Origin of the sequence: Pseudomonas sp. 22526, from assembly GCF_052044735.1 — a bacterium.
In the GTDB taxonomy this organism is placed as follows: domain Bacteria; phylum Pseudomonadota; class Gammaproteobacteria; order Pseudomonadales; family Pseudomonadaceae; genus Aquipseudomonas; species Aquipseudomonas piscium.
The window spans coordinates 32,856-58,346 of record NZ_JBQENK010000014.1; the positions used below are offsets into that span (position 1 = coordinate 32,856).

The 25,491-nt window shown below is 58.7% G+C and carries 32 protein-coding genes and 2 tRNA genes; 24 read left to right on the forward strand and 10 right to left on the reverse strand.

The features are described from left to right. Positions 1-77, forward strand: a tRNA-Asp gene (locus ACTJKT_RS20805). 215 nt (positions 78-292) lie between these two features. Here the strand turns inward: ACTJKT_RS20805 and ACTJKT_RS20810 are convergent. Beyond that, positions 293-1,576 carry an NAD(P)/FAD-dependent oxidoreductase gene (locus ACTJKT_RS20810; protein ID WP_440788390.1) on the reverse strand — a complete coding sequence of 428 codons (1,284 nt, stop codon included), beginning with the start codon at positions 1,574-1,576 and terminating at the stop codon, positions 293-295. 183 nt (positions 1,577-1,759) lie between these two features. Between ACTJKT_RS20810 and ACTJKT_RS20815 the strand changes: the two genes are divergently transcribed. Continuing rightward, positions 1,760-1,836 (forward strand) — tRNA-Val (locus tag ACTJKT_RS20815). Positions 1,837-1,934: 98 nt separating this feature from the next. Here the strand turns inward: ACTJKT_RS20815 and ACTJKT_RS20820 are convergent. Continuing rightward, positions 1,935-2,090: a hypothetical protein gene (locus ACTJKT_RS20820; protein WP_440788391.1), complete on the reverse strand. Its 156-nt coding sequence runs from the start codon at positions 2,088-2,090 to the stop codon at positions 1,935-1,937. A 214-nt stretch (positions 2,091-2,304) separates the two neighbouring features. Here ACTJKT_RS20820 and ACTJKT_RS20825 point away from each other — a divergent pair, with 214 nt between their 5' ends. The 6 genes from ACTJKT_RS20825 to ACTJKT_RS20850 all read left to right on the forward strand — a co-directional run bounded on the left by ACTJKT_RS20825 (position 2,305) and on the right by ACTJKT_RS20850 (position 6,916). Next, positions 2,305-2,781 (forward strand): DUF3757 domain-containing protein, encoded by a 477-nt coding sequence (locus ACTJKT_RS20825; protein ID WP_440788392.1) that lies wholly within the window; start codon positions 2,305-2,307, stop codon positions 2,779-2,781. A gap of 201 nt (positions 2,782-2,982) precedes the next feature. Then, the gene (locus ACTJKT_RS20830) at positions 2,983-3,345 is read left to right on the forward strand and encodes an NUDIX hydrolase (RefSeq protein WP_440788393.1); all 363 of its coding nucleotides are present in this window, start codon (positions 2,983-2,985) and stop codon (positions 3,343-3,345) included. A 155-nt stretch (positions 3,346-3,500) separates the two neighbouring features. After that, on the forward strand, positions 3,501-3,851 hold the full coding sequence (locus ACTJKT_RS20835; protein ID WP_440788509.1) for a hypothetical protein: 351 nt from the start codon (positions 3,501-3,503) through the stop codon (positions 3,849-3,851). Positions 3,852-4,179: 328 nt separating this feature from the next. Further along, a complete protein-coding gene (locus tag ACTJKT_RS20840) occupies positions 4,180-4,809 on the forward strand; it encodes a lytic polysaccharide monooxygenase auxiliary activity family 9 protein (protein WP_440788394.1) in 630 nt (209 codons plus the stop codon). Positions 4,810-4,912: 103 nt separating this feature from the next. Beyond that, entirely contained in the window at positions 4,913-6,319 is a 1,407-nt protein-coding gene (locus tag ACTJKT_RS20845) for a carbohydrate-binding protein (protein ID WP_440788510.1), read from the forward strand. Positions 6,320-6,454: 135 nt separating this feature from the next. Next, positions 6,455-6,916: a DUF2214 family protein gene (locus ACTJKT_RS20850; RefSeq protein ID WP_440788395.1), complete on the forward strand. Its 462-nt coding sequence runs from the start codon at positions 6,455-6,457 to the stop codon at positions 6,914-6,916. Between the two features lie 75 nt (positions 6,917-6,991). Here ACTJKT_RS20850 and ACTJKT_RS20855 read toward each other — a convergent pair whose 3' ends face one another. Next, positions 6,992-7,240 carry a hypothetical protein gene (locus ACTJKT_RS20855; RefSeq protein WP_009048117.1) on the reverse strand — a complete coding sequence of 83 codons (249 nt, stop codon included), beginning with the start codon at positions 7,238-7,240 and terminating at the stop codon, positions 6,992-6,994. A 342-nt stretch (positions 7,241-7,582) separates the two neighbouring features. Next, positions 7,583-7,777, reverse strand: coding sequence for a carbon storage regulator CsrA (gene csrA, locus ACTJKT_RS20860; RefSeq protein ID WP_007920550.1), 195 nt, complete (start codon positions 7,775-7,777; stop codon positions 7,583-7,585). A gap of 267 nt (positions 7,778-8,044) precedes the next feature. Between csrA and ACTJKT_RS20865 the strand changes: the two genes are divergently transcribed. Beyond that, complete coding sequence (locus tag ACTJKT_RS20865; protein WP_440788396.1) at positions 8,045-8,401, forward strand: SPOR domain-containing protein; 357 nt, start codon at positions 8,045-8,047, stop codon at positions 8,399-8,401. Between the two features lie 123 nt (positions 8,402-8,524). Here ACTJKT_RS20865 and ACTJKT_RS20870 read toward each other — a convergent pair whose 3' ends face one another. From ACTJKT_RS20870 to ACTJKT_RS20880, 3 genes are all read right to left on the reverse strand, one after another. Then, the gene (locus ACTJKT_RS20870; RefSeq protein WP_440788397.1) at positions 8,525-9,214 is read right to left on the reverse strand and encodes an endonuclease; all 690 of its coding nucleotides are present in this window, start codon (positions 9,212-9,214) and stop codon (positions 8,525-8,527) included. Positions 9,215-9,218: 4 nt separating this feature from the next. Further along, complete coding sequence (locus ACTJKT_RS20875; protein ID WP_023968633.1) at positions 9,219-9,461, reverse strand: DUF1654 domain-containing protein; 243 nt, start codon at positions 9,459-9,461, stop codon at positions 9,219-9,221. Positions 9,462-9,695: 234 nt separating this feature from the next. Beyond that, the gene (locus tag ACTJKT_RS20880) at positions 9,696-10,784 is read right to left on the reverse strand and encodes an asparaginase (RefSeq protein ID WP_053278210.1); all 1,089 of its coding nucleotides are present in this window, start codon (positions 10,782-10,784) and stop codon (positions 9,696-9,698) included. Between the two features lie 323 nt (positions 10,785-11,107). Between ACTJKT_RS20880 and ACTJKT_RS20885 the strand changes: the two genes are divergently transcribed. The 8 genes from ACTJKT_RS20885 (at position 11,108) to ACTJKT_RS20920 (ending at position 18,781) form a co-directional block, all read left to right on the forward strand. Further along, a complete protein-coding gene (locus tag ACTJKT_RS20885; protein ID WP_210689909.1) occupies positions 11,108-11,557 on the forward strand; it encodes a hypothetical protein in 450 nt (149 codons plus the stop codon). Between the two features lie 248 nt (positions 11,558-11,805). Continuing rightward, the gene (locus ACTJKT_RS20890) at positions 11,806-12,762 is read left to right on the forward strand and encodes a sugar ABC transporter substrate-binding protein (protein WP_025804153.1); all 957 of its coding nucleotides are present in this window, start codon (positions 11,806-11,808) and stop codon (positions 12,760-12,762) included. A 57-nt stretch (positions 12,763-12,819) separates the two neighbouring features. After that, positions 12,820-14,373, forward strand: a complete 1,554-nt coding sequence (locus tag ACTJKT_RS20895; RefSeq protein ID WP_106696947.1) for a sugar ABC transporter ATP-binding protein — start codon at positions 12,820-12,822, stop codon at positions 14,371-14,373. Beyond that, on the forward strand, positions 14,370-15,347 hold the full coding sequence (locus ACTJKT_RS20900; protein WP_025804151.1) for an ABC transporter permease: 978 nt from the start codon (positions 14,370-14,372) through the stop codon (positions 15,345-15,347). Before ACTJKT_RS20895 ends, ACTJKT_RS20900 begins: the two co-directional genes overlap by 4 nt. Before the next feature lie 3 nt (positions 15,348-15,350). Continuing rightward, a complete protein-coding gene (locus tag ACTJKT_RS20905) occupies positions 15,351-16,370 on the forward strand; it encodes a LacI family DNA-binding transcriptional regulator (protein ID WP_106696948.1) in 1,020 nt (339 codons plus the stop codon). A 23-nt stretch (positions 16,371-16,393) separates the two neighbouring features. Then, positions 16,394-17,311 carry a ribokinase gene (gene rbsK, locus ACTJKT_RS20910; RefSeq protein WP_440788398.1) on the forward strand — a complete coding sequence of 306 codons (918 nt, stop codon included), beginning with the start codon at positions 16,394-16,396 and terminating at the stop codon, positions 17,309-17,311. Next, on the forward strand, positions 17,308-17,712 hold the full coding sequence (gene rbsD / locus ACTJKT_RS20915) for a D-ribose pyranase (protein WP_440788399.1): 405 nt from the start codon (positions 17,308-17,310) through the stop codon (positions 17,710-17,712). The genes rbsK and rbsD overlap by 4 nt, the downstream gene beginning before the upstream one ends. Before the next feature lie 40 nt (positions 17,713-17,752). Further along, positions 17,753-18,781: a nucleoside hydrolase gene (locus tag ACTJKT_RS20920; protein WP_053278218.1), complete on the forward strand. Its 1,029-nt coding sequence runs from the start codon at positions 17,753-17,755 to the stop codon at positions 18,779-18,781. Positions 18,782-18,815: 34 nt separating this feature from the next. Here the strand turns inward: ACTJKT_RS20920 and ACTJKT_RS20925 are convergent, their stop codons facing one another. Further along, positions 18,816-19,028, reverse strand: a complete 213-nt coding sequence (locus tag ACTJKT_RS20925; protein ID WP_025804146.1) for a hypothetical protein — start codon at positions 19,026-19,028, stop codon at positions 18,816-18,818. A gap of 163 nt (positions 19,029-19,191) precedes the next feature. Here ACTJKT_RS20925 and ACTJKT_RS20930 point away from each other — a divergent pair, with 163 nt between their 5' ends. Then, positions 19,192-19,497, forward strand: a complete 306-nt coding sequence (locus ACTJKT_RS20930) for a hypothetical protein (RefSeq protein ID WP_009048129.1) — start codon at positions 19,192-19,194, stop codon at positions 19,495-19,497. Between the two features lie 160 nt (positions 19,498-19,657). Then, a complete protein-coding gene (locus ACTJKT_RS20935) occupies positions 19,658-19,969 on the forward strand; it encodes an I78 family peptidase inhibitor (RefSeq protein ID WP_025804144.1) in 312 nt (103 codons plus the stop codon). 73 nt (positions 19,970-20,042) lie between these two features. On the opposite strand, the gene ACTJKT_RS20940 is transcribed toward ACTJKT_RS20935, so the two are convergent. Together ACTJKT_RS20940 and ACTJKT_RS20945 are read right to left on the reverse strand one after the other, a co-directional pair. Continuing rightward, complete coding sequence (locus tag ACTJKT_RS20940; protein WP_003179963.1) at positions 20,043-20,255, reverse strand: cold-shock protein; 213 nt, start codon at positions 20,253-20,255, stop codon at positions 20,043-20,045. Positions 20,256-20,548: 293 nt separating this feature from the next. Beyond that, positions 20,549-20,848, reverse strand: coding sequence for a hypothetical protein (locus tag ACTJKT_RS20945; RefSeq protein ID WP_009043058.1), 300 nt, complete (start codon positions 20,846-20,848; stop codon positions 20,549-20,551). Between the two features lie 386 nt (positions 20,849-21,234). Here ACTJKT_RS20945 and thrS point away from each other — a divergent pair, with 386 nt between their 5' ends. The 5 genes from thrS (at position 21,235) to pheS (ending at position 25,476) form a co-directional block, all read left to right on the forward strand. After that, on the forward strand, positions 21,235-23,157 hold the full coding sequence (thrS, locus tag ACTJKT_RS20950) for a threonine--tRNA ligase (RefSeq protein ID WP_097302747.1): 1,923 nt from the start codon (positions 21,235-21,237) through the stop codon (positions 23,155-23,157). Continuing rightward, a complete protein-coding gene (gene infC / locus ACTJKT_RS20955) occupies positions 23,157-23,708 on the forward strand; it encodes a translation initiation factor IF-3 (protein WP_169914426.1) in 552 nt (183 codons plus the stop codon). Before thrS ends, infC begins: the two co-directional genes overlap by 1 nt. Positions 23,709-23,768: 60 nt before the next feature. Next, the gene (rpmI, locus tag ACTJKT_RS20960) at positions 23,769-23,963 is read left to right on the forward strand and encodes a 50S ribosomal protein L35 (protein WP_002553160.1); all 195 of its coding nucleotides are present in this window, start codon (positions 23,769-23,771) and stop codon (positions 23,961-23,963) included. Between the two features lie 30 nt (positions 23,964-23,993). Continuing rightward, entirely contained in the window at positions 23,994-24,350 is a 357-nt protein-coding gene (gene rplT / locus ACTJKT_RS20965) for a 50S ribosomal protein L20 (protein WP_007905879.1), read from the forward strand. A 109-nt stretch (positions 24,351-24,459) separates the two neighbouring features. After that, positions 24,460-25,476, forward strand: a complete 1,017-nt coding sequence (pheS, locus tag ACTJKT_RS20970; protein WP_007920512.1) for a phenylalanine--tRNA ligase subunit alpha — start codon at positions 24,460-24,462, stop codon at positions 25,474-25,476. Positions 25,477-25,491: the final 15 nt, after the last annotated feature.

Consider the following 25,491-nt stretch of genomic DNA (forward strand, 5'->3'; position numbering starts at 1 on the left):
GCAGCGGTAGTTCAGTCGGTTAGAATACCGGCCTGTCACGCCGGGGGTCGCGGGTTCGAGTCCCGTCCGCTGCGCCATATCTACTTGAGGGAATACTGAACGCCCTCAGGTGACGAAGAAGCCACAGGCTCTTCGGATCGATAGCAAAGACCCTGGTCGAAAGACCGGGGTTTTTTGTTTTCGGAATCCGGCTTTCTTCGATGCCGCTCAGGCAGTCGACATTTCCCCTCTGCAAAGCCCTCAAAAAAACCGCCTTATGGGCGGTTTTTTATTTGGAGAGGGGTAGGGGTTATCAGAATCCCAGCTTGTCTCGCAGGCTGTAATACCAGGCGCCCATCGCGGTGAATGGGGTGCGCAACAGCTGGCCGCCAGGGAAGGGGTAGTGCGGCAGCTCGGCAAAGGCGTCAAAACGCTCTGCCTGGCCGCGCAGGGCCTCTGCCAGTACCTTGCCCGCCAGATGGGTGTAGGTGACGCCATGGCCGCTGCAGCCCTGGGAGTAGTAGAGGTTGTCGCCCAGGCGTCCGACTTGCGGCAGGCGCGACAGGGTCAGCAGGAAGTTGCCGGTCCAGGCATAGTCGATCTTCACATCCTTGAGTTGCGGGAAGGCCTTGAGCATCTTCGGTCGGATGATTGCTTCGATATTCGCCGGGTCGCGAGCGCCATACACCACGCCGCCGCCAAAGATAAGGCGCTTGTCGGCGGAAAGGCGGTAGTAGTCCAGCAGGTAGTTACAGTCCTCGACGCAATAGTCCTGGGGGAGCAGGCTTTTTGCCAGTTCATCGCTCAAGGGTTCGGTAGTGATGACCTGAGTGCCGCACGGCATCGATTTGGCAGCCAGTTCCGGTACCAGGTTGCCCAGGTAGGCGTTGCCCGCGACTATGACGAACTTGGCCCTGACTTTGCCTTGTGGGGTGTGTATCACCGGATTGGCGCCGCGCTCGATGCGCACCGCAGGGGATTGCTCGTAGATGACGCCGCCCAGTGACTCCACGGCTGCCGCTTCGCCCAGCGCCAGGTTGAGTGGATGGATGTGCCCGCCGCTCATGTCGAGCATGCCGCCCTGATACAGGTCACAGGCGACGACTTCGCGAATGCGACGCTGATCCAGCAATTCCAGCTGGGTGTGGCCGTAGCGCTCCCACAGGCGCTTCTGTGACTCCAGATGGCTCATCTGCTTGCTGGTGATGGCGGCGAACACTCCGCCGTCCTTCAAGTCGCACTGGATTTGATACTTGGCGACCTGCTCACGAATGATCCTGCCGCCTTCGAAGGCCATCTGGCCAAGCAGCTGAGCCTGCTTGGGGCCGACACTGCGCTCAATCACATCAATATCGCGGCTATAGCTGTTGACGATCTGCCCACCGTTACGCCCGGAAGCGCCGAAGCCAACCTTGGCCGCTTCCAGGACGGTGACTTTAAAGCCGTTCTCAAGCAGGAACAGGGCGCTGGACAGGCCGGTGTAACCAGCACCGATCACGCAGATATCGGTTTCCATATCATCTTGCAGTGACGGGCGGGCTGGAGCAGCGTTGGCTGACGCCGCGTAATACGACTGTGGGTAAGGAGTGTTCGCCATCCTGCAACCTCTGTTTAATATTCTTGACGATTGCGTCGATCCTACCTGAGTTGAAAAACGCCTACCAGCCATCGAAAAATCTTCTTGCTGAGCCCGAAAAATAAAAATTCGCATATTCAGAGGGTTAGCTGCAAAAAAGGTGTTGACACCCCTCCGGAATTCCGTAGAATGCCGCCTCACAGCAGGCACGTAGCTCAGTTGGTTAGAGCACCACCTTGACATGGTGGGGGTCGTTGGTTCGAGTCCAATCGCGCCTACCAAACAAAATCCGCTCTGCTGGGCGGTCTGGAAGGGCCCACCGAAAGGTGGGCCCTTTTTTGTTGCCTGCGGTTTTCAAAACCTTTGCAAAGCCCCCCATTCAAAAGGCCGAATCGGCGCCCACCTTCAGGCACGCGATCTCTTTTTCGGTGTGCCCCTCCTGATAGTGTTTCGTCATTTTCTCGTCGGCATGCCCCATCAGGGCCTGGATATATCCCTGTGGGAATTTCTGCTGTTCGTACAGCCATGCGCCCAAGGCGCAAATCTCATGAAAAGTAGGGTGCTCACCGGCGGGAATGTGGTCATACGCATGCGCAGCATCCCTGTTACTGCTGACTACCAAGGTAAGTGCGTCGGCGTAGAGACCGCTGCTCTTAAGAGAAAAATCTAATACTTTAAGAATTGTCCTACATCCTAAAATTATTCTGACTGATAGAACCTTCCTTCTGATATTCACGAGGGAATGGAGCGTGTTTAGATTGTTGGGTTGGGTGTTACTGTGTTTGCCGTTATTTACATTCGTACATGCCGCGCCTGGTAGTAATTACTTCAATATCCCTGACTGGTCGGGTGACCAGGAATCATGCCCTTCGCCACGAGATATCAAGGGCGAGATGGGGGTTTTTAGCGCGCCAGCTAAAAGTGAGGGCGCTGAGTGGGTAGGTGTGTTGGTTGATGGCGCCATGGAAGCTGTTACCAACTTTGAGAAAAGCTATTTTGTATTGACTCACCAAGGTGTCGATAAAGTTGGTTTTATAAATAACTGTATCTATGTGACCTCTGGTGGTAGGTATTTGAATATGCACCTTGATCTCGGCGGTAATTACAAACAGGTCATGTGGATTGGAAATTCGTTATCATGGAAAGAGTCTCGGGACTTTTCCTCATCGACGGTCCTGGAGTGCACTGATACCTATAGAGATGCGTGCAGTTTTTACTTGAGGTAAATGCCTCTGTTCGCGTGGATAGGCTTTGCCGTTCTTCGAGTCATCGACATGCTTCCTCCCTCCAGGCTATGCCGTTGTCTTTTTGGCACCCTTGATGTCTATGCATTTCATGACATTTTTGTGACATTTTTAAGTCGGCTGCGGTCTGTATGTACGTTCCCTGTGCGATGCGAGCAGGGTGTGGTCGGGTAGGGTGCAGGTATGAAGAGCAGAGCGACGGTTATTTGTGTACACGGAGGGCACATTCTTTTTGTCCGCAAGGATCGCTCCAAATGGTCTTTACCGGGTGGCAAGGTCGAGCCTGGGGAGTCTCTCGCAGCTGCCGCGATACGTGAGTTGCGGGAAGAGACAGGGTTGGATGCCAGTGAGCCTCTTTACATCCTGGAGCTCGAAGCCGGCAATGTGCGGCATCACGTGTTCGAGGTTGCCGTGGCCAATGTCGGGGATGCCCGTCCCTTGAATGAAATTGCGGCCATCGCTTGGCATGCCTATGGGGCTGCCAGCGAGCTGGATGCAACAGCCGCCACCAAGAGTATCGTGAGTTCGTTTTTACGCCGCCTGTAACCGAGCTGTTGTCGATTCATGAAGAAGCCCGCCTTGCGCGGGCTTTTGTTTTTCCGGCCAGTGGGGAAAGGGGCGGCGAGCGGTTTTCTCGCAGCCGAGTGCCAATCGCTTGCCGTGTGAGTGGTACAGTCGCGTTTTCACGGCGAGGTAGCATGATGCGGGTGTTGATGGCGGTAATGGTCGCGGCGTTGCTGGCAGGGTGTGCCGGCTCGGCGATGAATGAGGCGCGTTCGAAGAGCCCCTACAAGGTGCTCTCGTCGGCCAAGGCGGAACAGGTCGTGGCGCAGTGCGTGCAGTTTGCCTGGCAGGACGAAGCTGTGTTCGGTGTGGATGCGGCGGCCTATCTGGAATCTGCCAAGGTGGGTGGATACACGGTCTATACCCGTTCGGCGGAGTCTTTTGCCGATATTCGGGGGCAGGCTTCGGGTACCACCGTCAATTATTACGCGACCCAGGACGACTGGGTTGCCAAGCGTAGACTGGCAGCGTTGGCAACTTGCCTGTAGTTCCTTTCCTGGACATTATCCAGTAAACCGATCATGAACCCGGCTTTTGCCGGGTTTATGTTTTCTTGGGGATGCCCGCTGGTTGTTCTGAGCGGTTAGTTAGCACAAGGCTAATTAAATTCGTTCTTTTATTTGCTTGTGTAAGTTATTTGCCTTTCTCTCTGTAGGTTTGCGCTGTAATTGTTTTCTTGATGTCCCGGCTTTGTTGGGGTGCGACAATTGGCTCGGCATTCTGTATGCGGGAGTCAGTAGACAAAGCACTGATTTGGACTAGTTTAAAAGTTCTCCTAAAGAAGGGATTTTTATTTAATCAAAGGAGTGAAAAAACATGAATAAACCATTAGTTCAACTGAAACACGGTCGCGTCGTATCCCCATCCAGTCGTGGTGCTGTCGCCGTCGAACTGGGACTGCTCGGCACCTGGCAGGTCAACGAGATGGAAGGTGGCAAAAACTTCCCGGACCTGGCGGGCGGACCTTTCCAGAAACCTTACGAAAGCGACGTAGCCAGCGTTGTGCCACCGGCTGATGGGCATATCCTCAGCGGCGGCAAGACCGATGAGCGTGATTGCCTCAATTTCACCAATGAGGAAATGTCGAAGAAGCTTGGACGTTCATTCTCCTGGCCATTGCTCAACGTCGATCCGGGGCAGGTGTTCCGGGTCAAGTGGGAGTACACCGCTCCTCATGTGACCCGTGGTTACAGCTGGTTCATCACCAAGGATGGCTGGGACCCGCAACAGCGTATCAGCCGTGCGCAACTGGAGCCACAGGCTTTCTTCAAGGACTTCTACACACAAGTTCCGTATGACCAGCACGGCGATGAAATGAAAGCCAAGGTCGAACATCAAGTGACCCTGCCCAAGAACAAGAGAGGCCATCACGTAATTGTTCTGGCGTGGATTGTTGCCAACACCGGCAATGCGTTCTATCAGGCGTTCGACGTCGACTTCAAATAACGGCAGATGTTGTCATTCTCTTTAAGTGGTTCTGAAGGATTAGAACGTGAACAAGATCAACTTTGCATCGGTAAAGACCCAGGCTAATGATTCGGCATCCTTGATGCCGTCGATCGCTGGCAAGAAGATTCTCATGGGCTTCTGGCACAACTGGCCGGCAGGTCCCAGTGACGGCTACCAACAGGGGCAGTTCGCCAATCTCGACCTGGTGGATGTACCCAAGGAATACAACGTGGTGGCGGTGGCCTTCATGAAGGGCAACGGCATTCCCACCTTCAAGCCCTACAACCTGTCGGACGAGGAGTTCCGGCGCCAGGTTGGCGTGCTCAACAGCCAGGGGCGGGCGGTGCTGATTTCCCTTGGTGGCGCGGACGCTCATATCGAGTTGCACAAGGGCAACGAGCAAGCGCTGGCCAACGAAATCATCCGTCTGGTGGAAACCTATGGTTTCGACGGGCTGGACATCGACCTCGAGCAGAGCGCCATCGATTTTGCCGACAACAAGACTGTGCTGCCGGCGGCGCTCAAGCTGGTGAAGGACCACTACGCGGGCGAGGGCAAGCATTTCATCATCAGCATGGCGCCGGAGTTTCCCTACCTCGTCACCGGCGGCAAGTATGTCGGTTACATCCAGGCGCTGGATGGCTACTACGACTTCATCGCGCCGCAGTACTACAACCAGGGCGGTGATGGTTTGTGGGTCCAGGAAGCCAACGGCGGGCAGGGTGCCTGGATTGCCCAGAACAACGACGCGCTGAAGGAAGACTTTCTGTTTTATCTGACCGAGAGCCTGGTCACCGGTACTCGTGGCTATATCGCCATCCCTGCTGACAAGTTCGTGATCGGTCTGCCGGCCAACGTCGACGCGGCGGCGACCGGGTATGTCATTGACCCCGCGGCGGTGAGCAATGCCTTCAAGCGTCTGGATCGTGCCGGATTGCCGATCAAGGGGCTGATGACCTGGTCGGTCAACTGGGATGACGGCCTCAACAAGTACGGCGTCCGTTACAACTGGGAGTTCCGTGATCGTTATGCGCCGCTGATCCATGGCGGCGGTGGCGAGGAGCGACCTTCGGCGCCGGGCAACCTGTTTTCTCCAGCGCAGACGGAAAACAGCGTGACCTTGAGCTGGAGTGCTGCCCACGGCGTTCGTCCGATCGAGTTCTACACCCTGTTCCGCGATGGCAAGCCGGTGGCCCAGACGGCCTCGCTGACCTTGAAGGACGAGGGGCTGAAAACCGATACGCTGTACAGCTATTTTGTCAGCGCCACGGATGCCCAGGGTAATCAGTCGCTGCCGAGCACCAACCTGAATATCAAGACCGCCGGCGGGGTACCTGACCCGCAATACCCGGAATGGCAGTTGAATCATCACTACCGTAAGGATGATGGCGTGACCTATCAGGGCATTCTGTATCTGTGCTTCCAGGAACACACCTCGAATGCCGGCTGGACTCCGGATGTCGCCTTTACCCTTTGGGCCAGGGTGGCGGTTCAGCGGCGTGCGTGAAGGCGGGTAGAAGCAGCACAAAGGCGCCCTGATGACGGGCGCCTTTTTTGTTGTGTGCCGGGCAAGGCAAAGCTGCGGGTTATGGGCTAATACTCACAGGCCGTTTTTTGTCATCCGTCAATGGAGAGTGGAGCGATGCTCATGCACTGGTTTCTCGCCGCCGTACACTTGCTGGCCTTTGCTGTTGCGTTTGCGGCGGTGCTCAATCGCGGTACAGCGTTGCGCCGCATGGTCACCGAGGGGGCGGACGTGCGCCGGGCTCTGCTGGCCGATAACGGCTGGGGGCTGGCTGCCGCGGTGTTGTTGATCACCGGCTTGCTGCGCGCCTTCGCGGGCTACGAAAAAGGCACGGATTACTACCTGCACCAGCCGCTGTTTCACATCAAGATGACCTTGTTCGTCATCATCCTGTTGCTCGAAATATTGCCGATGGTGGCGTTGATCAAATGGCGAATCGCCCTGGGGCGCGGCGCCTCGATCGATACCGGCCGCGCCACACTGTTTGCGCGCATCAGCCATCTACAGGCGCTGCTGATTGTGCTGATGGTGGTAGCGGCCAGCGGCATGGCGCGTGGGGTCATGTTCAGCCAGTCATGAGGCGAGGAAGGAGCAACGAGTCGAGTGGGCTCGGGCTCGATGATGGCTGTTGCGCGTCATCGAGCGCAGCGCGCTCTAGCAGAGTTGGCTGAAAGCCTTGCTGATGGTTGCCCGATTGGTTTTGAACTCTGCCTGCTGCACGGGAATGATGCCGAACTCGTCACTGACGATGGCCAGCGCGCGGTGCAGGTAGTCGACGTTGGCCTGGGAGCGGAAGGTGAATATTCCGCGTTTGACTTCATAGAGCCCCTCCGTCGAGCAGGCGGCAATGGTCCGCATCGCATTCAGGTCGTTGGTGATCAGAAGGTAAGCGAACTCTTGCATTGACCGCTCCTTGTTCATAAAGCGTCTGCCGGTGGCAAGGGGGAGCCTCGGCAGGCTCGCGGAGGCGGTAGGTCCTGAAATTACTCCTCCTGCTCGTTGCCACGCTACTGAGTATTTATACAAAAACGAGGGAAGGCCTTCTCCCGGCGAGTCGTATCGACAGATTGCCGGGATGGAGCGCTATCGGTGGCGGGCTTGGGTAATGCATTTGTCAGGGCTGGCGGTGGCGGCCTTGACTGCGCCGCTGCCATTTGAAGAGGGAGTGTACTGCGGGGGGAATCAATCAACGACGACGCTGCGCCAGCCATTGCGGTAAGACAAAGGGCTGGCCGCTCATGACGCTCAAGGTGTTTCGCGTTTGTCCGGGGCGGTGAGGCCGGCTTGGATCCGTTGGTAGATTTCTTCGCGATGGACTGCAACGTCTTTCGGGGCATTGATGCCAATCCGGACTTGCTGGCCGCTAACGCCCAGAATGGTGATCGTGATGTCGTCACCGATATTTATGCTTTCACCGACTTTGCGGGTGAGTATCAGCATGATCTTCTCCTTGATTGCTTTGTAGGGCACCTGATTCAGACAGTGCAGATGTCGGTAGTAGTGCGTATAGATTACTGCGAAGTACCACTGTGTGGGTGCCTCTTTCTGACGCGCAGACGCGGTATTAATTCCCGAGGTGCAACTATACAGAGGCGATAAATATCATTCTCCTTGTTTTGCGCTGATTTTGTGGCGTTTGCGCAGGGGATTGGGGTGCTAAAATCGCCGCCTCAGACTTTCAAGGGGTAGGTTGTGCGCACAGTAGCGATGATGATGGCGATTCTGGCACTGGCAGGATGCGGTGAGGGCAAGAAGGTCGAGGTCGACAAGAAGGTGGCGCCGGTTGTCCAGGCACAACCGCCGCAGACCGCCGCGACGCCGCAATGGGATGTGCTGGTCGCCGGCACCCTGCCGCAGGCGACGAGCGATCTGGCCGGCTGGCTGATCGAGCACGGGATCATTTCCTATGTCGTCGTCGAAGACGGCAAGGATCGGGTGCTGATCGGTCCGTTCGATTCCCAGGCCGCAGCCGAAGCCAAGAAAGCCGAGTTGGTCGAGAAGCTGACCAAGGCCAAGAAGCGCAATATCGAGCCGCAGGTGATCGAGCACCGCGTCGCGCAATAAGCCGTTCTTCTGAGTGCCGGGCCAGGCCGGCGCCGGGGTGTTGAGCGACCGGCCTTGCCGGCGCTCAGTCATCTTGAAGGGGCTGTCCATGCCCCAGACGCTTATCGGTAACCCGGACGGATATCAGCCGCAGGCCTTCAGGTCGACCGGGCCGACGAACTCGTTACCGCGCCCCATCACACAGGCCACGCTCTGATTGCGCTGGCGCTCCCAGGGTTGGACCGGATAGGTCTTGTTCCAGGCTTCGTACAACTGGCGATCCTGTTTCGACAGGCGCAGGTTGTACTGCTTGCTCATATAAAAGTAAGTCCGGGCGATCATGCCGCGAATGGACGGGCGCGGCATGACCTTCTTGGCCTTGAAGTCGACCTGGGTCAGGCATGAGCCGTACTGGCCGGACTGCGCCGGCAGCCAACCGAAGCTGAAGTTGTTACGGTCGCCATTGACCTCGCCGATGCTCGGCACCAGGTTGTGCAGGTCGGCTTCGGCGCGTTGATAAATCGGGTCGTGGCGGGTGCAGTTCTTGCGCCCGCCTTGCTGCCAGCATTGGCGCTGATGGCCGATCTGCCAGGCAGGAACTATGTGTTCCCACTCGATGCGCGCGGCGCGATTGGCATTCTTGCGTGGTACATAACCGCAGGCAGCGAGGTTGACCCGATTGCCGCTGTACTTGCAGCCGCAGTAGAACTCGGTGGATTGCGGGGCGTACAGCTTCCAGGCGATTTTCTTCGCTTCGTTGAAGGTGCGGGGCGCGTCGGCTTGGGCATTCAGGGCAACACAAAGCAGCAGTACAGCAAAACAGCGGGCAATCATCGACTCAGTCTTCCTTCGGCACGACCCAGAAAATCTGCACACCGCCGTCATCGCGATAGGCGAGGGTGACGTTGTCGTTTTCGGCGATTTCTTCGAGCAGGCGCTCCCACTCGTCGACCGCTTCGTCGGGCTGACGGAAGATCAGGGCGGCTTTGGCTTTTTGCGCATTGGGCGAGTTGATGATTTTCTGAACGCGCAAACCGAGGCGTTCATAAGAGCTTGGTGGGGTAGTTGCTGCGGCAGGCACGGAACATTCCTTATTAAGCTGTATGCGCGTACAGTATTTTACTGTAGGAAATTTCGCAACCGCTTAAAATTCAAGAAGTTCTTCTGACAGCGATATCCGCGGATTACTGCAAAACGATTGAGTTTTTTATCTGCGGGATAAAGAAGAGGGCCGGCCGGCTGGGGCGGAGCACTCGCCCGGGCGGGCGAGTGCGGGGTAGAGCGGTGCCCGACCTGAGCAGGTCGGGCGAGGCAATCAGTACTCCCAGAACATCCGCTGCAGTTCCTTGCTGTCCTGGGTCTTGGTCAGAGCGACCATGGCCAGGATGCGGGCTTTCTGCGGGTTCAGGTCATTGGCCACGACCCAGTCGTATTTGTCGTCAGGCTGTTCCGCGTTGCGCAGTACGAAGCCGCCGGCGTTGACGTGGGACGAACGAATGATCTGCACGCCCTCTTTGCGCAGCTCTTGCAGGGCTGGCACCACGCGGGAAGACACCGAACCGTTGCCGGTACCGGCATGGATGATGGCTTTGGCGCCGGATTGGGCCAGGGCCTTGTAGGCGGTGTCGCCGACGTTGCCGTAGCCGTAGGCGATTTCTACGCCAGGCAGGCTCTTGATGTTCTTGATGTCGAATTCCGAAGCCGTGGTATGGCGCTTGGCTGGCAGGCGGAACCAGTAGGATTTGCCTTCCACCACCATACCCAGCGGGCCCCATGGGCTCTTGAAGGCTTCGGTCTTGATATTGATCATTTTGCTGACGTCGCGACCCGACTGGATCTCGTCGTTCATGGTGACCAGCACGCCCTTGCCATGGGCTTCCTTGCTACCGGCCACGGCGACGGCGTTGTACAGGTTGAGCATGCCGTCGGCGGACATGGCGGTGCCAGGACGCATCGAGCCCACCACTACGATAGGTTTGTCGGTCTTTTCCACCAGGTTCAGGAAGTAGGCGGTTTCTTCCAGGGTATCGGTACCGTGGGTGATGACGATGCCATCGACGTCCTTGCTGTCGGCCAGTTCGGCGACGCGGCGGCCCAGTTGCAGCAGGTTGTCGTTGTTGATGCTCTCGGAGGCGATCTGCATGACCTGTTCGCCGCGCACATTGGCGACCTGGCTCAGCTCGGGGATCCCGGCGATCAACTGCTCGATGCCGACTTTGGCGGCCTGGTAGGTGGCGCTGTTAGCGGCACTGGCGCCGGCGCCGGCAATGGTGCCGCCGGTAGCGAGCACGACCACGTTGGCCAGCTTCTGTTTGGTTTCGACTTCCTTGGCCTGCAATGCAGTCGGAAGGAGCAGGAGGAGGGCCAAAGCGCCCGGAACAAAGGTGTTGAAAGCAGATTTCATTATTTTCTCTCTAGTAGTGAGACGGTGCTGGTGCAGGTTCATCTAGATACACCCGAGACAGATCTGAATGCCGCGGGCGAAAAGGAGGAGCAGGATCTGTACCAGCCGGACTGTGGCCGCAAAACTCTTTTAACTTAATGATTTATATCAATTTATTTTTATTTACCGGGCGTGCTGGGCGTTTTGCTGTCCGGTTTTCCGAATAGTTGAAAGATTCGCGTTCGGTTGTCCGACAGTTCTGATTGGTTGGAGGAAAAACCTGAATTAAAGAGCTGGTCCTTGCAGCCGATGCCCTTCAAGGATCGTTTTTTTATGGAGCTCACATGTCTATTTCTGTCGGTTTTCCTGCTGCCGGGGCCATCACCATCAACGGCAAATCGCCGGCCACTATCGATGCCCTGAGCCAGGGCGCCGCCGATAACGCTGCGCAAGCCCTGGGGCTGGATGAAGACGGCAAGCAGGGGGTGGCGTCCGGTGCCGAGGCCGAGAAGGCCGAGACCCAAGGCTCCGAAGGGGACACTCAAAGCCTGGTGGTGAAAATGCTGCTCAAGCGCATGAAAGAACTGCAGGAACAATTGCAGGAACAACAGGAGCAGTTGGCTGCTGCCCAGGCGGCGAGTTACCCGACCCCTGAGGCCAAGGCGACTGTAGTGATGGCGATTCAAGGCCAGATCGCCGCCACCAACGGTGCGGTACAGGAAGTGGCGGGGAAGCTGGTCAAGGAACTGAACAAGGATTCCGCGTCGGGCGGGCTGGTCAGTACCACCGCTTGATTGCCCGATGTTCCGATTGGCGCAAGGCGGGGTGCCTGCCCTGGCATTCCGCGCGCTTGGCTTCCCGTTGACAAATCCCGGCAGGGTTCGCATAGTTCGTTCTACGCAAACGTTTGCGCAGGCCCTGGGCGATAAGAGTCATACGCGCCTCAGGTTCGCTTCAAGCCGCGTTCATCGGGGTCTGAAGGTCGTCGAGCGTACTCCAGCGCAAGCGTTGCTCACAATAATCATAAGATCGGAGTGAACCCATGAAGCTGCCATTCGCTGGACGTCTTCTCGCTGTCGCTGTTCTGGCTGCCGCATCCGCTACGCTTCCTCTCTCTTCGGCATTCGCCGAAACCCCGGAAAAACCCAAGGTCGCCCTGGTCATGAAATCCCTGGCCAACGAATTCTTCCTCACCATGGAAGACGGCGCCAAGGCGTATCAAAAAGACCATGCCGCCGATTTCGACCTGGTTTCCAACGGCATCAAGGATGAAACCGACACCGCCAACCAGATCCGTATCGTCGAGCAGATGATCGTTTCCAAGGTCAACGCGCTGGTGATCGCCCCGGCGGACTCCAAGGCCATGGTGCCGGTGATCAAGAAGGCGGTGGACGCCGGTATCACCGTGATCAACATCGACAACCAGTTGGACCCGGCGGTACTCAAGAGCAAAAACATCAGCGTGCCTTTTGTCGGTCCCGACAACCGCAAGGGCGCGCGCCTGGTGGGCGAGTACCTGGCCAAGGATCTGAAGGCCGGGGACGAAGTCGGCATCATCGAAGGCGTATCGACCACCACCAACGCCCAGCAGCGCACCGCAGGTTTCAAGGATGCGATGGAGGCCGCGCAGATCAAGGTGGTCTCGCTGCAATCCGGTGATTGGGAAATCGACGCCGGCAACCGTGTCGCCGCCGCCATGCTCAGCGAATACCCGAACCTCAAGGCACTGCTGGCCGGTAACGACAGTATGGCCGTCGGTGCCGTCTCGGCGGTGCGTGCGGCGGGCAAGACCGGCAAGGTCAAAGTGGTCGGCTACGACAACATCAATGCCATCAAGCCGATGCTCAAGGACGGTCGCGTGCTGGCGACCGCCGACCAGTTCGCCGCCAAGCAGGCGGTCTTCGGTATCGAGACGGCGCTGAAGATTCTCAAGGGCGAGAAGGTGGACGGCGGCGCCAATGGCGTGATCGAAACTCCGGTTGAGCTGGTCACCCAGTAATCGTTCTGGCGGCGCAACGGCGCCCGCCTGAGCAGGCGGGCGCATGGAGAGTTTCTTATGTCAGTTTCCGCTGTGAACGCTGTCCTTTCGGTCAGCGGCATCGGCAAGACCTATGCGCAACCGGTATTGACCGGCATCGACCTGACGCTGATGCGCGGGGAAGTGCTGGCGCTGACCGGGGAAAATGGCGCAGGCAAAAGCACCCTGTCGAAAATCATCGGTGGCCTGGTGGCCCCGACCACCGGCGAGATGCGCTTCAACGGTCAGGCTTATCGCCCCGGCAGTCGTACCCAGGCCGAAGAACTGGGCATCCGCATGGTCATGCAGGAGCTCAACCTGTTGCCGACCCTGTCGGTGGCCGAGAACCTGTTCCTCGATAACCTGCCCAGCCTCGGCGGCTGGATCAATCGCAAGCAGTTGCGCAAGGCGGCGATCGAAGCCATGGCCCAGGTCGGCCTGGAGGCGATCGACCCCGATACCCTGGTCGGCGAACTGGGGATTGGCCACCAGCAGATGGTGGAGATCGCGCGCAACCTGATCGGCGACTGCCATGTGCTGATCCTCGACGAGCCGACCGCGATGCTCACGGCTCGCGAAGTCGAGTTGCTCTTCGAGCAGATCACTCGTTTGCAGGCCCGTGGCGTAGCCATCATCTATATCTCCCATCGCCTGGAAGAGCTGGCCCGGGTTGCCCAGCGCATTGCGGTGCTGCGCGACGGTTGCCTGGTCTGCGTCGAGCCGATGGCCAATTACAACAGCGAGCAACTGGTCAACCTGATGGTGGGGCGCGAGCTGGGCGAACACATCGATCTCGGCCCGCGCAAGATCGGCGCGCCGGCCCTGACGGTCAGTGGCCTGAGTCGTTCGGACAAGGTGCTGGACGTGTCTTTCGAGGTGCGCAGCGGCGAGATCTTCGGTATTTCCGGGTTGATCGGGGCAGGGCGCACCGAACTGTTGCGACTGATCTTCGGCGCCGACAAGGCCGACAGCGGCACGGTTGCCCTGGGTTCTCCGGCACAGGTGGCGAATATCCGTTCGCCAGTCGACGCGGTGGCCCACGGCATTGCCCTGATCACCGAGGACCGCAAGGGCGAAGGCCTGCTGCTGACGCAGTCCATCAGCGCCAATATCGCCCTGGGCAACATGCCGGAAATCTCCAGTGGCGGCCTGGTCAATGGCCGTGACGAATCGGCGCTGGCGCAGCGGCAGATCGATGCCATGCGCATTCGCAGTTCGGGGCCGGCGCAACTGGTGTCCGAACTGTCCGGGGGCAATCAGCAGAAGGTGGTCATCGGCCGCTGGCTGGAGCGCGACTGCGCGGTGCTGCTGTTCGACGAGCCGACCCGAGGCATCGATGTCGGCGCCAAGTTCGACATCTATGGCCTGCTCGGCGAACTGACCCGCCAGGGCAAGGCGCTGGTAGTGGTTTCCAGCGACCTGCGGGAGCTGATGCTGATCTGCGATCGCATTGGCGTGCTGTCCGCCGGACGCTTGATCGATACCTTCGAGCGCGACAGCTGGACCCAGGATGAACTGCTTGCAGCCGCTTTCGCCGGCTATCAAAAACGTGATGCGTTGCTCCACGAAGCAGCGCCTAGGGATCTTCCATGACAACTGCATCTTCGGCCGGCAAACGTGGCGGCAACTACTACGGCCTGGGCACCTACCTGGGGCTGGCCGGTGCCTTGCTGGCCATGATTGCGCTGTTCTCGACACTGAGCAGCCACTTTCTTTCCTACGACACCTTCAGCACCCTGGCCAACCAGATCCCGGACCTGATGGTGCTGGCGGTGGGCATGACTTTTGTCCTGATCATCGGCGGCATCGACCTGTCCGTGGGCTCGGTGCTGGCCCTGGCGGCTTCCACCGTCAGCGTGGCGATTCTCGGCTGGGGCTGGAGTGTCATCCCGGCGGCACTGCTGGGCATGGGCTGCGCGGCGTTGGCCGGGACCATCACCGGCTCGATCACCGTGGCCTGGCGCATTCCCTCGTTCATCGTCTCCCTCGGCGTGCTGGAAATGGCCCGCGGCGTGGCTTACCAGATGACCGGCTCGCGCACCGCCTATATCGGCGATGCCTTTGCCTGGTTGTCGAACCCGATCGCCTTTGGCATCTCGCCGTCGTTCATCATCGCCTTGCTGATCATCTTCATCGCCCAGGCGGTGCTGACCCGCACGGTGTTCGGCCGTTACCTGATCGGCATCGGCACCAACGAGGAAGCGGTGCGCCTGGCGGGCATCAATCCCAAGCCCTACAAGATCCTGGTGTTCAGCCTGATGGGGTTGCTGGCGGGCATCGCCGCGCTGTTCCAGATTTCCCGCCTGGAGGCGGCGGACCCGAATGCCGGTTCCGGCCTGGAGCTGCAAGTGATCGCGGCCGTGGTGATCGGCGGCACCAGCCTGATGGGCGGGCGCGGATCGGTGATCAGCACCTTTTTCGGGGTATTGATTATCTCGGTGCTGGCCGCGGGGCTGGCGCAGATCGGCGCGACCGAGCCGACCAAACGCATCATCACCGGCGCGGTCATCGTGATTGCGGTGGTGCTGGATACTTATCGCAGCCAGCGTGCAAGCCGGCGGAGCTGAGTCATGGCAACGATCAAAGATGTGGCGGCCCTCGCGGGGATTTCCTACACCACGGTTTCCCACGTGTTGAACAAGACGCGCCCGGTCAGCGAGGAGGTGCGGATCAAGGTCGAGGCGGCGATCCAGCAGCTCGACTACGTGCCCAGCGCCGTGGCGCGTTCGCTGAAGGCCAAGACCACGGCGACCATCGGCCTGTTGGTGCCCAACAGCCTCAACCCGTATTTCGCCGAGCTGGCCCGGGGGATCGAGGATTATTGCGAGCGCAACGGCTACTGCGTGATTCTCTGCAACTCCGACGACGACCCGGAAAAACAGCGCAGCTACCTGCGGGTGCTGCTGGAAAAACGCATCGACGGCCTGATCGTGACCTCGGCCGGTGGCGACGGCGGGCTGGCCAAGGGCCTGGCGGCGGTACGCACGCCGATGGTGATAGTCGACCGCGGGCTGGAAGGCGTGGATGCGGACCTGGTGCGCATCGATCACGAATACGGCGCGTACCTGGCGACCCGTCATCTGCTCGAGTTGGGCCATCGTGACATCGCCTGCATCGGCGGTCCGGACTACACCAGCGTGGCGCAGCTGCGTCTGGCGGGGTTCCAGCGGGCGCTGCGCGAAGCCGGTGTGGAGGTGCCAGCGGAGCGCATCCTGCAGAGCGACTTCACCAGCACCGGCGGTTATCACGCGGCGGCCCAGTTGTTGGAGCGCAATCCGCCCAGCGCGATTTTTGCCGGCAACGACATGATGGGTATTGGCGTGCTGCGAGCGGCGGCGGAACGCAATATCCGGGTGCCGAGCGAACTGTCGGTGATCGGCTTCGACGATATCCAGATGAGCCGTTATGTGTATCCGGCGTTGACCACGGTCGGCCAGTCGATCCTGCAGTTGGGCGAGCAAGCGGCGGAGCTGTTGCTGCGCCGCATCGCCACGCCTGGGTTGGCGACCGACCAGCGGATCGTCACCCCAAGCATTGTCCTGCGCGAGTCGACGGCGCCAGTGGCCGGCGCATTCTCCGAGTACCGTTGAACCGAATTGATGAGTATCGATGTATGTCAGCAAAAGTAGTGGTAGTAGGCAGCCTCAACATGGACCTGGTCACCCGGGCCGAGCGGCTGCCGCGAGCCGGTGAAACCCTGATCGGCCAGTCGTTCGCCACGGTTTCCGGCGGCAAGGGGGCGAACCAGGCGGTGGCGGCAGCCCGCCTGGGCGCCCAGGTGTCGATGGTCGGCTGCGTCGGTGATGATGCCTACGGCGAGCAATTGCGCTCGGCGTTGCTCGCCGAACAGATCGATTGCCAGGCCGTCACCGCTGTCGCGGGCTCCAGCGGCGTCGCCTTGATCGTGGTGGACGACAGCAGCCAGAACGCGATCGTGATCGTGGCCGGCGGCAATGGTCAGCTCACGCCAGAAGTGGTCAGCGGTTTCGACAAGGTGCTGCAAGCGGCCGACGTGATCATCTGCCAGCTCGAGGTGCCGCTGCCCACGGTGGGGCATAGCCTCAAGCGTGGCCGTGAACTGGGCAAGACAGTGATCCTCAACCCCGCACCGGCCAGTGGCCCGTTGCCGGCGGACTGGTACGCGTCCATCGACTATCTGATCCCCAACGAAAGCGAAGCCGCGGCTCTCAGCGGCTTGCCGGTGGATTCCCTGGCGAGCGCCGAAGCCGCAGCCGCTCGCTTGATCGCTGCCGGGGCCGGCAAGGTCATCATCACGCTCGGCGCCCAGGGCTCGCTGTTCGCCAATGGCACGAGCTTCGAGCATTTCCCCGCGCCCAGGGTCAAGGCGGTCGACACCACGGCCGCCGGCGATACCTTCGTCGGTGGTTTTGCCGCGGCCCTGGCTGCCGGCAAGAGCGAGGCCGAGGCGATTCGTTTCGGCCAGGTCGCGGCGGCGCTGTCGGTGACCCGGCCGGGTGCGCAACCTTCCATTCCCACGTTGTCCGACGTACAGGCGTTCCCTCCCGCATGAAAAAAACACCCTTGCTCAATGTCGCCCTGTCGCGACTGATTGCCTCCCTGGGGCACGGCGATATCGTGGTTATCGGCGATGCCGGCCTGCCCGTGCCGCCGGGCGTCGAGTTGATCGATCTGGCCCTGACCCAGGGCATTCCGGACTTCCTCAGCACCCTGCAGGTGGTGCTTTGCGAGATGCAGGTGGAGGGCCACGTACTGGCGCAAGAGGCCCTGGATCGGCAGTCCTCGGCCCTGCAGGCGCTCGAGGCGCTGAGCGCCGAGGGGGCGCTGGGTGCGCGCAAGCTGTTGAGCCACGATGAGTTCAAGGTGCTTAGCCGCCAGGCGCGGGCAATCGTCCGTACCGGGGAGTGCCAGCCTTATTGCAACATCGCTTTGATTGCCGGGGTGACGTTCTGAGCGTTGCCTTTCTCTGTTCAACCACGCAAAGGAGTGCGCCATGCACCGCTATGCTCAGCTACTGAAACACCTGATTCGGAGTGTTCTGCTCGTGTCCCTGTTCACTGCTACAAGCGCCCATGCGGCAGAAAAAATCGATCTGATCATCGATACCGATCCGGGGGCCGATGATGTGGTTGCGTTGCTGTTCGCCCTGGCGTCGCCGGAAGAGCTGCATATTCGCGCGCTGACCACGGTGGCCGGCAACGTGCGCCTGGACAAGACCTCGCGCAATGCGCGCCTGGCCCGTGAGTGGGCGGGACGAGAGGAGGTGCCGGTGTACGCGGGCGCGCCGAAGCCGTTGCTGCGCACACCGATCTATGCCGAGAACATTCATGGCAAGGAAGGTATTTCCGGGGTCACGGTGCACGAGCCGAAAAAAGGCCTGGCCGAGGGTAGTGCGATCAATTACCTGATCGACACCCTGCGCGCCGCCAAGCCCCACAGCATCACCATCGCCATGCTGGGGCCGCAGACCAACCTGGCGCTGGCGCTGATCCAGGCACCGGATATCACTCAAGGCATCAAGGAAGTGGTGGTCATGGGCGGGGCGCATTTCAATGGCGGCAATATCACCCCGGTGGCGGAGTTCAATCTGTTCGCCGACCCGCAGGCCGCCGAGGTGGTGCTCAAGAGCGGCGTGAAGCTGACTTACCTGCCGCTGGACGTCACCCACAAGGTGCTGACCAGCGACGCGCGCCTGCAGAAGATCGCGGCCTTGAACAACAATGCCAGCAAGGTGGTGGGGGATATCCTCAACGAATACGTCAAGGGTGACATGGAGCACTACGGCATCCCGGGCGGCCCGGTGCATGATGCGACCGTCGTTGCCTACCTGCTCAAGCCCGAGCTGTTCAGCGGGCGCCAGGCCAACATGGTCATCGACAGCCGTGAAGGTCCGACCTTCGGCCAGACCATCGTCGATTGGTACGACGGCCTGAAGCAGGAGAAGAACGTGTTCTGGGTGGAGAATGGCGATGCCCAGGGCTTCTTCGATCTGCTGACCGAGCGCCTGGCTCGCCTGAAATAAGTGCTATTCCCGGCAGGTGCCAGCCTGCCGGGCGTTACGCCTTCTCTGTATCCGGCGTGCCTGAGTGTTCGCCGGGATACTTCTCGAATATCTGCTCGATGAACGTCTGGGCCGCTTCGGTGCCCAGCTCCCTGATCAGTAAGTCGATGCCGATGATCGCCAGCTCTTCGGGGCTGCCGGGGCTGTAGGAACAGTGGCCTTCAGGCCATCTGGCTTTGATGTCGGCGTCGATAGTCACGGTGGCCATGGAGGTCTCGCAAGCTCGGAAATGGGCGGGCCGGACAGGCGCTTGTCGAGGGCTTCCGGTCTTGTAGAGTTAAACACCTTGGCGGGCTTTTCGCACTCCGACTTAGGCATGAGGGGAGGGCTGTGCGACACTTGGTCATTGTCAGTTTTCAAAGGGTGCCAGTGTGCAGATCGATTTGAATAACCCTGATGCCTTGACCTTCGAGGCGGTGCGCCAGTTGCTGGCGTCGGCCAGTGACGATGTGCATACCCAGCTGCGAGTGACCAAAACGGGCATTGCCTACATCTCGTCGGGCGTGGTCGGTGGCGCGGAAATCGACGGCCTGCTGTTCAGGCTGGAAACCTGGGCCGCCGGCTCCGGTTATGTCGGGCTGGTAGCGGCCAGCGATGAGGTCTGGGTGACGCAGATTCTTAACGCATTGAAACAGAACTGGCCAAAGCCGCCGTTCGATTACATCGATATTTACTGAGGCTGTTCATATCCGGTCACGATTGCTGCATGAAAACGTGGCCGTACCTGATGCAGACTTGCCCGCTGTCTGGCCAGGAGCCATTGGCCAGTCCGTTTGTGAAACCAATAGTCAGAGTGGTTGTCGCACTATCTCTGCTTATTTTTGAAAAGGAGGCTTCATGCCTTGGAAGCTCGCGTCATTCGGTACCTTGTTGGCTGCAGTCGTTTTGGCAGGGTGCAGCACTTCTTCGCCGGATAAGGATCCGGTAGCGACCGAGAGCGGCCATAGCCGCTGTGAGGCTAAGGCGGCCGAGTTCGCCATCGGCAAAAAAGCTTCGCCTGAGCTGCTGGAACAGGCGCGCACTCGCGCAGGTGCGCAGAACGCCCGTATTCTCAAGCCGAATGACATGATCACCCTGGAATACCGTTCCGATCGGCTGAATCTCAACACCGACACCAACCTGGTGGTCACCCGGGTCAACTGCGGCTGATCTCATCAGCGCTTTTGCACCCTGCATAAAAAACCCCGTCACATGGACGGGGTTTTTTTAGCTCGCTGAGAAATTACTCAGGACGAACTTGTGCAGCTTGCATACCCTTTTGGCCTTTCTCAGCCACGAAGGAAACGGTCTGGCCTTCTTTCAGGCTTTTGAAACCGTCGCTTTCAATAGCTTTGAAGTGTACGAACAGGTCGTCACCGCCACCTTGAGGAGTGATGAAGCCGAAGCCTTTTTCATCGTTGAACCATTTTACGGTGCCGGTTTGGCGATTAGACATGGTGTATCTCCAAGAAACATATATTTTCAGTAGTACTGTGCTGCTCAGGCCAACTGGGCACACCGGGCTATCATAGTCGAAATGTTCGACTTGGGAGCCCCCTGGACGTGCCGATTCCCAGGTGGTTGAGTCCGTTTTGTTGCTCCGATCGGCTGAAGGCCCCGGTTTAAGGGGCTTTCACCGAAAATATTCGGTGATAAAAAAAGCCGTAAAAGCTGCGTAAATTATGAAAAAAAGCCAGTTTTCAGATCGCATCGAACCTGATCCAAGGCCCTCTCGCGCGCTTTAAAGACTTATTTCACCACCCGGCAAGCGGCAATAGCGTCCAGCGCCTTGGTTCTCAGCGCCGGATCCGGTTGAGTCTGCTTGCTCATGAGTTGTTTGATTTCGTCGGTAGTGAATTTCTCATTGAGCTTGTCCGCACCACAGGCGCAGTGCTTTTCCGCACTTTTCACATCAACGCTCTGGCTGGCGGCAGCTGTGCAATCCTTCATGTATTCGGCACGTACCCCGGCTGGCCAGGCGGCTTGCGCGCTCAATGGCAGCAGCAGGGCGAAAGGGGCGGCAAGGGCGAATAGTTGGGTGAGGCGCATGAGTCGAGCTCTCCTGAGATTTGGTACAAGAATGGCGATTCTCGGTGTATTTGAGACCCTGCGTACACATCAAGTTCACTTTCCAGCTTAGAAAGCTCTGTTACGCTGCTCCCGGTGGGAAGTACGGCGCGATGACCGTTCATCTGTGCTAGCATGCCCGGCTTGGGTGTTTTCAGGCTCTGGGCGAATTTCAATCCCACCGCGGTCTATGCCTCTATTTTTCTGATTTGAACTCCAGTCACTCTGGTTCGTTTTACCGGTTGGCCGCAAGGCTCCTGCCACTGTGAGGCAGGCGTTCGTCACGAACGGCCTGGATCGAACCGCGTACTGGCTCATCCCAACCCACGTGACCTTTGGTAGGGGTCACCACTAGGAGAGGAGGCGCCATGCCCACTATTACTCTTCCCGACGGCAGTCAACGTTCATTCGATCATCCGGTTTCCGTAGCCGAGGTCGCGGCATCCATTGGTGCAGGTCTGGCCAAGGCCACCGTGGCCGGCAAGGTCAATGGCAAACTGGTCGACGCCTGCGATCCGATCGACAGCGACGCGACCCTGCAAATCATCACGCCAAAGGATGAAGAGGGGCTGGAGATCATTCGCCACTCTTGCGCTCACCTGGTTGGCCATGCGGTCAAGCAGCTGTATCCGACCGCGAAGATGGTTATCGGTCCGGTGATCGATGAAGGCTTCTATTACGATATCGCCTACGAGCGTCCTTTCACCCCGGACGACCTGGCGGCCATCGAACAGCGCATGCAGCAGCTGATCGAGAAAGATTACGACGTCATCAAAAAAGTCACTCCGCGCGCCGAAGTGATCGAAGTGTTCAAGGCTCGCGGCGAAGACTACAAGCTGCGCCTGGTCGAGGACATGCCGAACGAACAGGCCATGGGCCTGTACTACCACGAAGAATACGTCGACATGTGCCGCGGTCCGCACGTGCCGAATACTCGTTTCCTCAAGTCCTTCAAGCTGACCAAGCTGTCCGGCGCCTACTGGCGTGGCGATGCCAAGAACGAGCAGCTGCAGCGTGTCTACGGCACCGCTTGGGCGGACAAGAAGCAACTGGCTGCTTACATCCAGCGTATCGAAGAAGCCGAGAAGCGCGACCATCGCAAGATCGGCAAGCGCCTGGGCCTGTTCCATACCCAGGAAGAAGCGCCGGGCATGGTGTTCTGGCATCCGAACGGCTGGACCCTGTACCAGGTGCTCGAGCAGTACATGCGCAAGGTTCAGCGCGAAAACGGCTACCTGGAGATCAAGACTCCGCAGGTGGTCGATCGCAGCCTGTGGGAGAAATCCGGGCACTGGGCCAACTACGCCGAAAACATGTTCACCACCGAGTCGGAAAGCCGCGACTACGCCATCAAGCCGATGAACTGCCCATGCCACGTGCAGGTATTCAATCAGGGCCTGAAGAGCTACCGCGAGCTGCCGATGCGTCTGGCCGAGTTCGGTGCCTGTCACCGTAACGAGCCGTCCGGTGCATTGCACGGCATCATGCGGGTGCGGGCCTTCACCCAGGACGATGCGCATATCTTCTGTACCGAAGAGCAGATGCAGGCTGAATCCGCCGCGTTCATCAAGCTGACCATGGATGTCTATGCCGACTTTGGCTTCAAGGACATCGAAATGAAGCTTTCCACCCGCCCTGAAAAGCGTGTGGGGTCCGACGAGCTGTGGGATCGCGCTGAAAATGCCTTGGCCGCTGCGCTTGATAGCGCTGGGCTGCCATATGACCTGCAACCGGGCGAAGGGGCGTTCTACGGTCCGAAAATCGAGTTCTCACTGAAAGACTGCCTGGGGCGTGTCTGGCAGTGTGGTACCTTGCAGCTCGATTTCAACCTGCCGATCCGTCTGGGCGCCGAGTACGTTTCCGAAGATAACAGCCGTAAACATCCGGTGATGTTGCACCGAGCGATCCTCGGTTCCTTCGAGCGTTTCGTCGGGATTCTGATCGAGCATTACGAAGGGGCATTCCCTGCGTGGCTGGCTCCGACCCAGGCCGTGGTGATGAATATCACTGATAAACAGGCAGATTTTGCCCTCGAAGTGGAAAAAACCCTCAACCAAAGCGGATTTCGTGCCAAGTCTGACTTGAGAAATGAAAAGATCGGCTTTAAAATCCGCGAGCATACTTTGCTCAAGGTTCCCTATCTCTTGGTTATTGGAGATCGGGAAGTCGAGACGCAGACTGTCGCTGTGCGTACCCGTGAAGGTGCTGACCTGGGCTCGATGCCCGTCGCCCAGTTCTCGGAGTTCCTTGCACAAGCGGTTTCCCGGCGTGGTCGCCCAGATTCGGAGTAATTATTATTAAGCGTGAAATGAGACAAGATAAACGAGCTGCACCGAAAGCCCCGATCAACGAGAATATCTCGGCACGCGAGGTTCGGTTAATTGGCGCTGACGGCGAGCAGATTGGCATCGTCTCGATTGATGAAGCGCTTCGTATTGCTGAAGAAGCCAAGCTTGATCTGGTGGAAATCTCCGCCGACGCAGTCCCACCGGTTTGCCGTGTGATGGACTACGGCAAGTCGATCTTCGAGAAGAAGAAGCAGATTGCCGCGGCGAAGAAGAACCAGAAGCAGATTCAGGTAAAAGAAATCAAGTTTCGTCCAGGGACGGAGGAAGGGGATTACCAGGTAAAACTGCGCAACCTGGTACGTTTCCTGAGTGACGGGGACAGGGCCAAGGTATCCTTGCGATTCCGCGGCCGTGAGATGGCCCACCAGGAGCTGGGGATGGAACTCCTCAAGCGGGTTGAAGCTGACCTGCAAGAGTACGGTTCGGTCGAACAGCATCCTAAGATGGAAGGACGCCAGCTGATCATGGTCATCGCCCCGAAAAAGAAGAAGTAATCAACAGGGCACGGCAGGCCTTCTGATTATGTTTATCAACTGAATGCGGAGTATCCGAACATGCCAAAGATGAAAACCAAAAGTGGTGCTGCTAAGCGGTTTCTGAAAACTGCTAACGGTATCAAGCACAAGCACGCTTTCAAGAGCCACATCCTGACCAAAATGTCGACCAAGCGTAAGCGTCAACTGCGCGGTAGCAGCTTGCTGCATCCGTCTGACGTGGCAAAAGTCGAGCGCATGCTGCGCCTTCGTTAATTTTTGGATCAAGAATAGAGGAAGTAACTCATGGCTCGTGTAAAGCGTGGCGTCATTGCCCGTAAACGTCACAAAAAAATTCTGAAACTTGCTAAAGGCTACTACGGCGCGCGTTCCCGCGTATTCCGTGTTGCCAAGCAAGCGGTAATCAAGGCAGGCCAATACGCCTACCGTGACCGTCGTCAGAAAAAACGTCAGTTCCGCGCTCTGTGGATCGCTCGTATCAACGCTGGTGCTCGTATCAACGGTCTGTCCTACAGCCGTTTCATCGCCGGCCTGAAAAAAGCGTCCATCGAGATCGACCGTAAGGTTCTGGCTGATCTGGCAGTGAACGAAAAAGCGGCGTTTGCTGCGATTGTCGAGAAAGCTAAAGCCACTCTGGCTTAAGTACCCCCGACAGTCACCCGGGCTCACCTCTGTGGGCTCAGGTGTTAAACGTCATAAATAGGGGAAGAGCCTACAAGCTCTTCCCCTATTTTGTATCTGGAGTCTGTACATGGAAAACCTGGATGCGCTGGTCTCTCAAGCACTAGAGGCTGTGCAAAGCGCTGAAGATATCAATGCCCTGGAGCAAATCCGGGTTCAGTACCTTGGCAAGAAGGGTGAATTGACTCAGGTGATGAAGACCCTGGGGAATTTGCCGGCAGAGGAGCGTCCGCAGGTCGGCGCCCTGATCAACGTTGCCAAGGAGCGTGTTACAGAGGCTCTCAATACGCGTAAGGCTTTGTTTGAAGAGGCCGAGCTGGCTGCCAAACTGTCCGCCGAGTCCATCGATGTGACCCTGCCAGGCCGCGGCCAGGTCTCCGGCGGTCTGCATCCTGTGACCCGGACCCTGGAACGTATTGAACAGTTCTTCACCCATATCGGCTACGGCATCGCCGAAGGCCCCGAGGTCGAAGACGACTATCACAACTTCGAGGCGCTCAACATCCCAGGCCACCACCCGGCCCGTTCGATGCATGACACCTTCTATTTCAACGCGAACATGCTGTTGCGCACCCATACCTCGCCGGTACAGGTCCGCACCATGGAATCGCAGCAGCCGCCGATCCGCATTGTCTGCCCAGGCCGTGTGTACCGTAGCGACTCCGATATCACCCACTCGCCGATGTTCCACCAGGTCGAAGGCCTGCTGATCGATCGCGACATCAATTTCGCCGACCTCAAAGGGACCATTGAAGAGTTCCTGCGGGTGTTCTTCGAAAAAGAACTGGCGGTGCGTTTCCGTCCTTCGTACTTCCCGTTCACCGAGCCGTCCGCCGAAGTCGACATGGAATGTGTGATGTGCAGCGGTAAAGGCTGCCGTGTCTGCAAGCAGACCGGCTGGCTGGAAGTCATGGGCTGCGGCATGGTGCATCCGAACGTGCTGCGCATGTCCGGGATCGATCCGGAAGAGTTCCAGGGCTTTGCCTTCGGCATGGGCGCCGAGCGTCTGGCCATGCTGCGTTACGGCGTGAATGACTTGCGCCTGTTCTTCGACAACGACTTGCGGTTCCTCGCGCAATTTCGCTAGGTCGCACGCCCGTAA

Excerpts from the sequence above, each read along its gene's own strand:
- ACTJKT_RS20810 (WP_440788390.1), bottom strand. The coding sequence starts at position 1,576 with ATGGCGAACACTCCTTACCCACAGTCGTATTACGCGGCGTCAGCCAAC.
- ACTJKT_RS20945 (WP_009043058.1), bottom strand. The coding sequence starts at position 20,848 with ATGCGCCTCACCCAACTATTCGCCCTTGCCGCCCCTTTCGCCCTGCTG.
- ACTJKT_RS20905 (WP_106696948.1), top strand. The coding sequence starts at position 15,351 with ATGGCAACGATCAAAGATGTGGCGGCCCTCGCGGGGATTTCCTACACC.
- ACTJKT_RS20865 (WP_440788396.1), top strand. The coding sequence starts at position 8,045 with ATGATGATGGCGATTCTGGCACTGGCAGGATGCGGTGAGGGCAAGAAG.
- ACTJKT_RS20850 (WP_440788395.1), top strand. The coding sequence starts at position 6,455 with ATGCTCATGCACTGGTTTCTCGCCGCCGTACACTTGCTGGCCTTTGCT.
- ACTJKT_RS20840 (WP_440788394.1), top strand. The coding sequence starts at position 4,180 with ATGAATAAACCATTAGTTCAACTGAAACACGGTCGCGTCGTATCCCCA.
- ACTJKT_RS20835 (WP_440788509.1), top strand. The coding sequence starts at position 3,501 with ATGCGGGTGTTGATGGCGGTAATGGTCGCGGCGTTGCTGGCAGGGTGT.
- ACTJKT_RS20880 (WP_053278210.1), bottom strand. The coding sequence starts at position 10,784 with ATGAAATCTGCTTTCAACACCTTTGTTCCGGGCGCTTTGGCCCTCCTC.
- ACTJKT_RS20940 (WP_003179963.1), bottom strand. The coding sequence starts at position 20,255 with ATGTCTAATCGCCAAACCGGCACCGTAAAATGGTTCAACGATGAAAAA.
- ACTJKT_RS20920 (WP_053278218.1), top strand. The coding sequence starts at position 17,753 with ATGCACCGCTATGCTCAGCTACTGAAACACCTGATTCGGAGTGTTCTG.
- ACTJKT_RS20895 (WP_106696947.1), top strand. The coding sequence starts at position 12,820 with ATGTCAGTTTCCGCTGTGAACGCTGTCCTTTCGGTCAGCGGCATCGGC.
- rpmI (WP_002553160.1), top strand. The coding sequence starts at position 23,769 with ATGCCAAAGATGAAAACCAAAAGTGGTGCTGCTAAGCGGTTTCTGAAA.
- ACTJKT_RS20890 (WP_025804153.1), top strand. The coding sequence starts at position 11,806 with ATGAAGCTGCCATTCGCTGGACGTCTTCTCGCTGTCGCTGTTCTGGCT.
- rbsD (WP_440788399.1), top strand. The coding sequence starts at position 17,308 with ATGAAAAAAACACCCTTGCTCAATGTCGCCCTGTCGCGACTGATTGCC.
- csrA (WP_007920550.1), bottom strand. The coding sequence starts at position 7,777 with ATGCTGATACTCACCCGCAAAGTCGGTGAAAGCATAAATATCGGTGAC.
- ACTJKT_RS20855 (WP_009048117.1), bottom strand. The coding sequence starts at position 7,240 with ATGCAAGAGTTCGCTTACCTTCTGATCACCAACGACCTGAATGCGATG.
- ACTJKT_RS20845 (WP_440788510.1), top strand. The coding sequence starts at position 4,913 with ATGCCGTCGATCGCTGGCAAGAAGATTCTCATGGGCTTCTGGCACAAC.
- pheS (WP_007920512.1), top strand. The coding sequence starts at position 24,460 with ATGGAAAACCTGGATGCGCTGGTCTCTCAAGCACTAGAGGCTGTGCAA.
- ACTJKT_RS20830 (WP_440788393.1), top strand. The coding sequence starts at position 2,983 with ATGAAGAGCAGAGCGACGGTTATTTGTGTACACGGAGGGCACATTCTT.
- ACTJKT_RS20870 (WP_440788397.1), bottom strand. The coding sequence starts at position 9,214 with ATGATTGCCCGCTGTTTTGCTGTACTGCTGCTTTGTGTTGCCCTGAAT.
- ACTJKT_RS20925 (WP_025804146.1), bottom strand. The coding sequence starts at position 19,028 with ATGGCCACCGTGACTATCGACGCCGACATCAAAGCCAGATGGCCTGAA.
- rbsK (WP_440788398.1), top strand. The coding sequence starts at position 16,394 with ATGTCAGCAAAAGTAGTGGTAGTAGGCAGCCTCAACATGGACCTGGTC.
- ACTJKT_RS20885 (WP_210689909.1), top strand. The coding sequence starts at position 11,108 with ATGTCTATTTCTGTCGGTTTTCCTGCTGCCGGGGCCATCACCATCAAC.
- ACTJKT_RS20900 (WP_025804151.1), top strand. The coding sequence starts at position 14,370 with ATGACAACTGCATCTTCGGCCGGCAAACGTGGCGGCAACTACTACGGC.
- rplT (WP_007905879.1), top strand. The coding sequence starts at position 23,994 with ATGGCTCGTGTAAAGCGTGGCGTCATTGCCCGTAAACGTCACAAAAAA.
- thrS (WP_097302747.1), top strand. The coding sequence starts at position 21,235 with ATGCCCACTATTACTCTTCCCGACGGCAGTCAACGTTCATTCGATCAT.
- ACTJKT_RS20935 (WP_025804144.1), top strand. The coding sequence starts at position 19,658 with ATGCCTTGGAAGCTCGCGTCATTCGGTACCTTGTTGGCTGCAGTCGTT.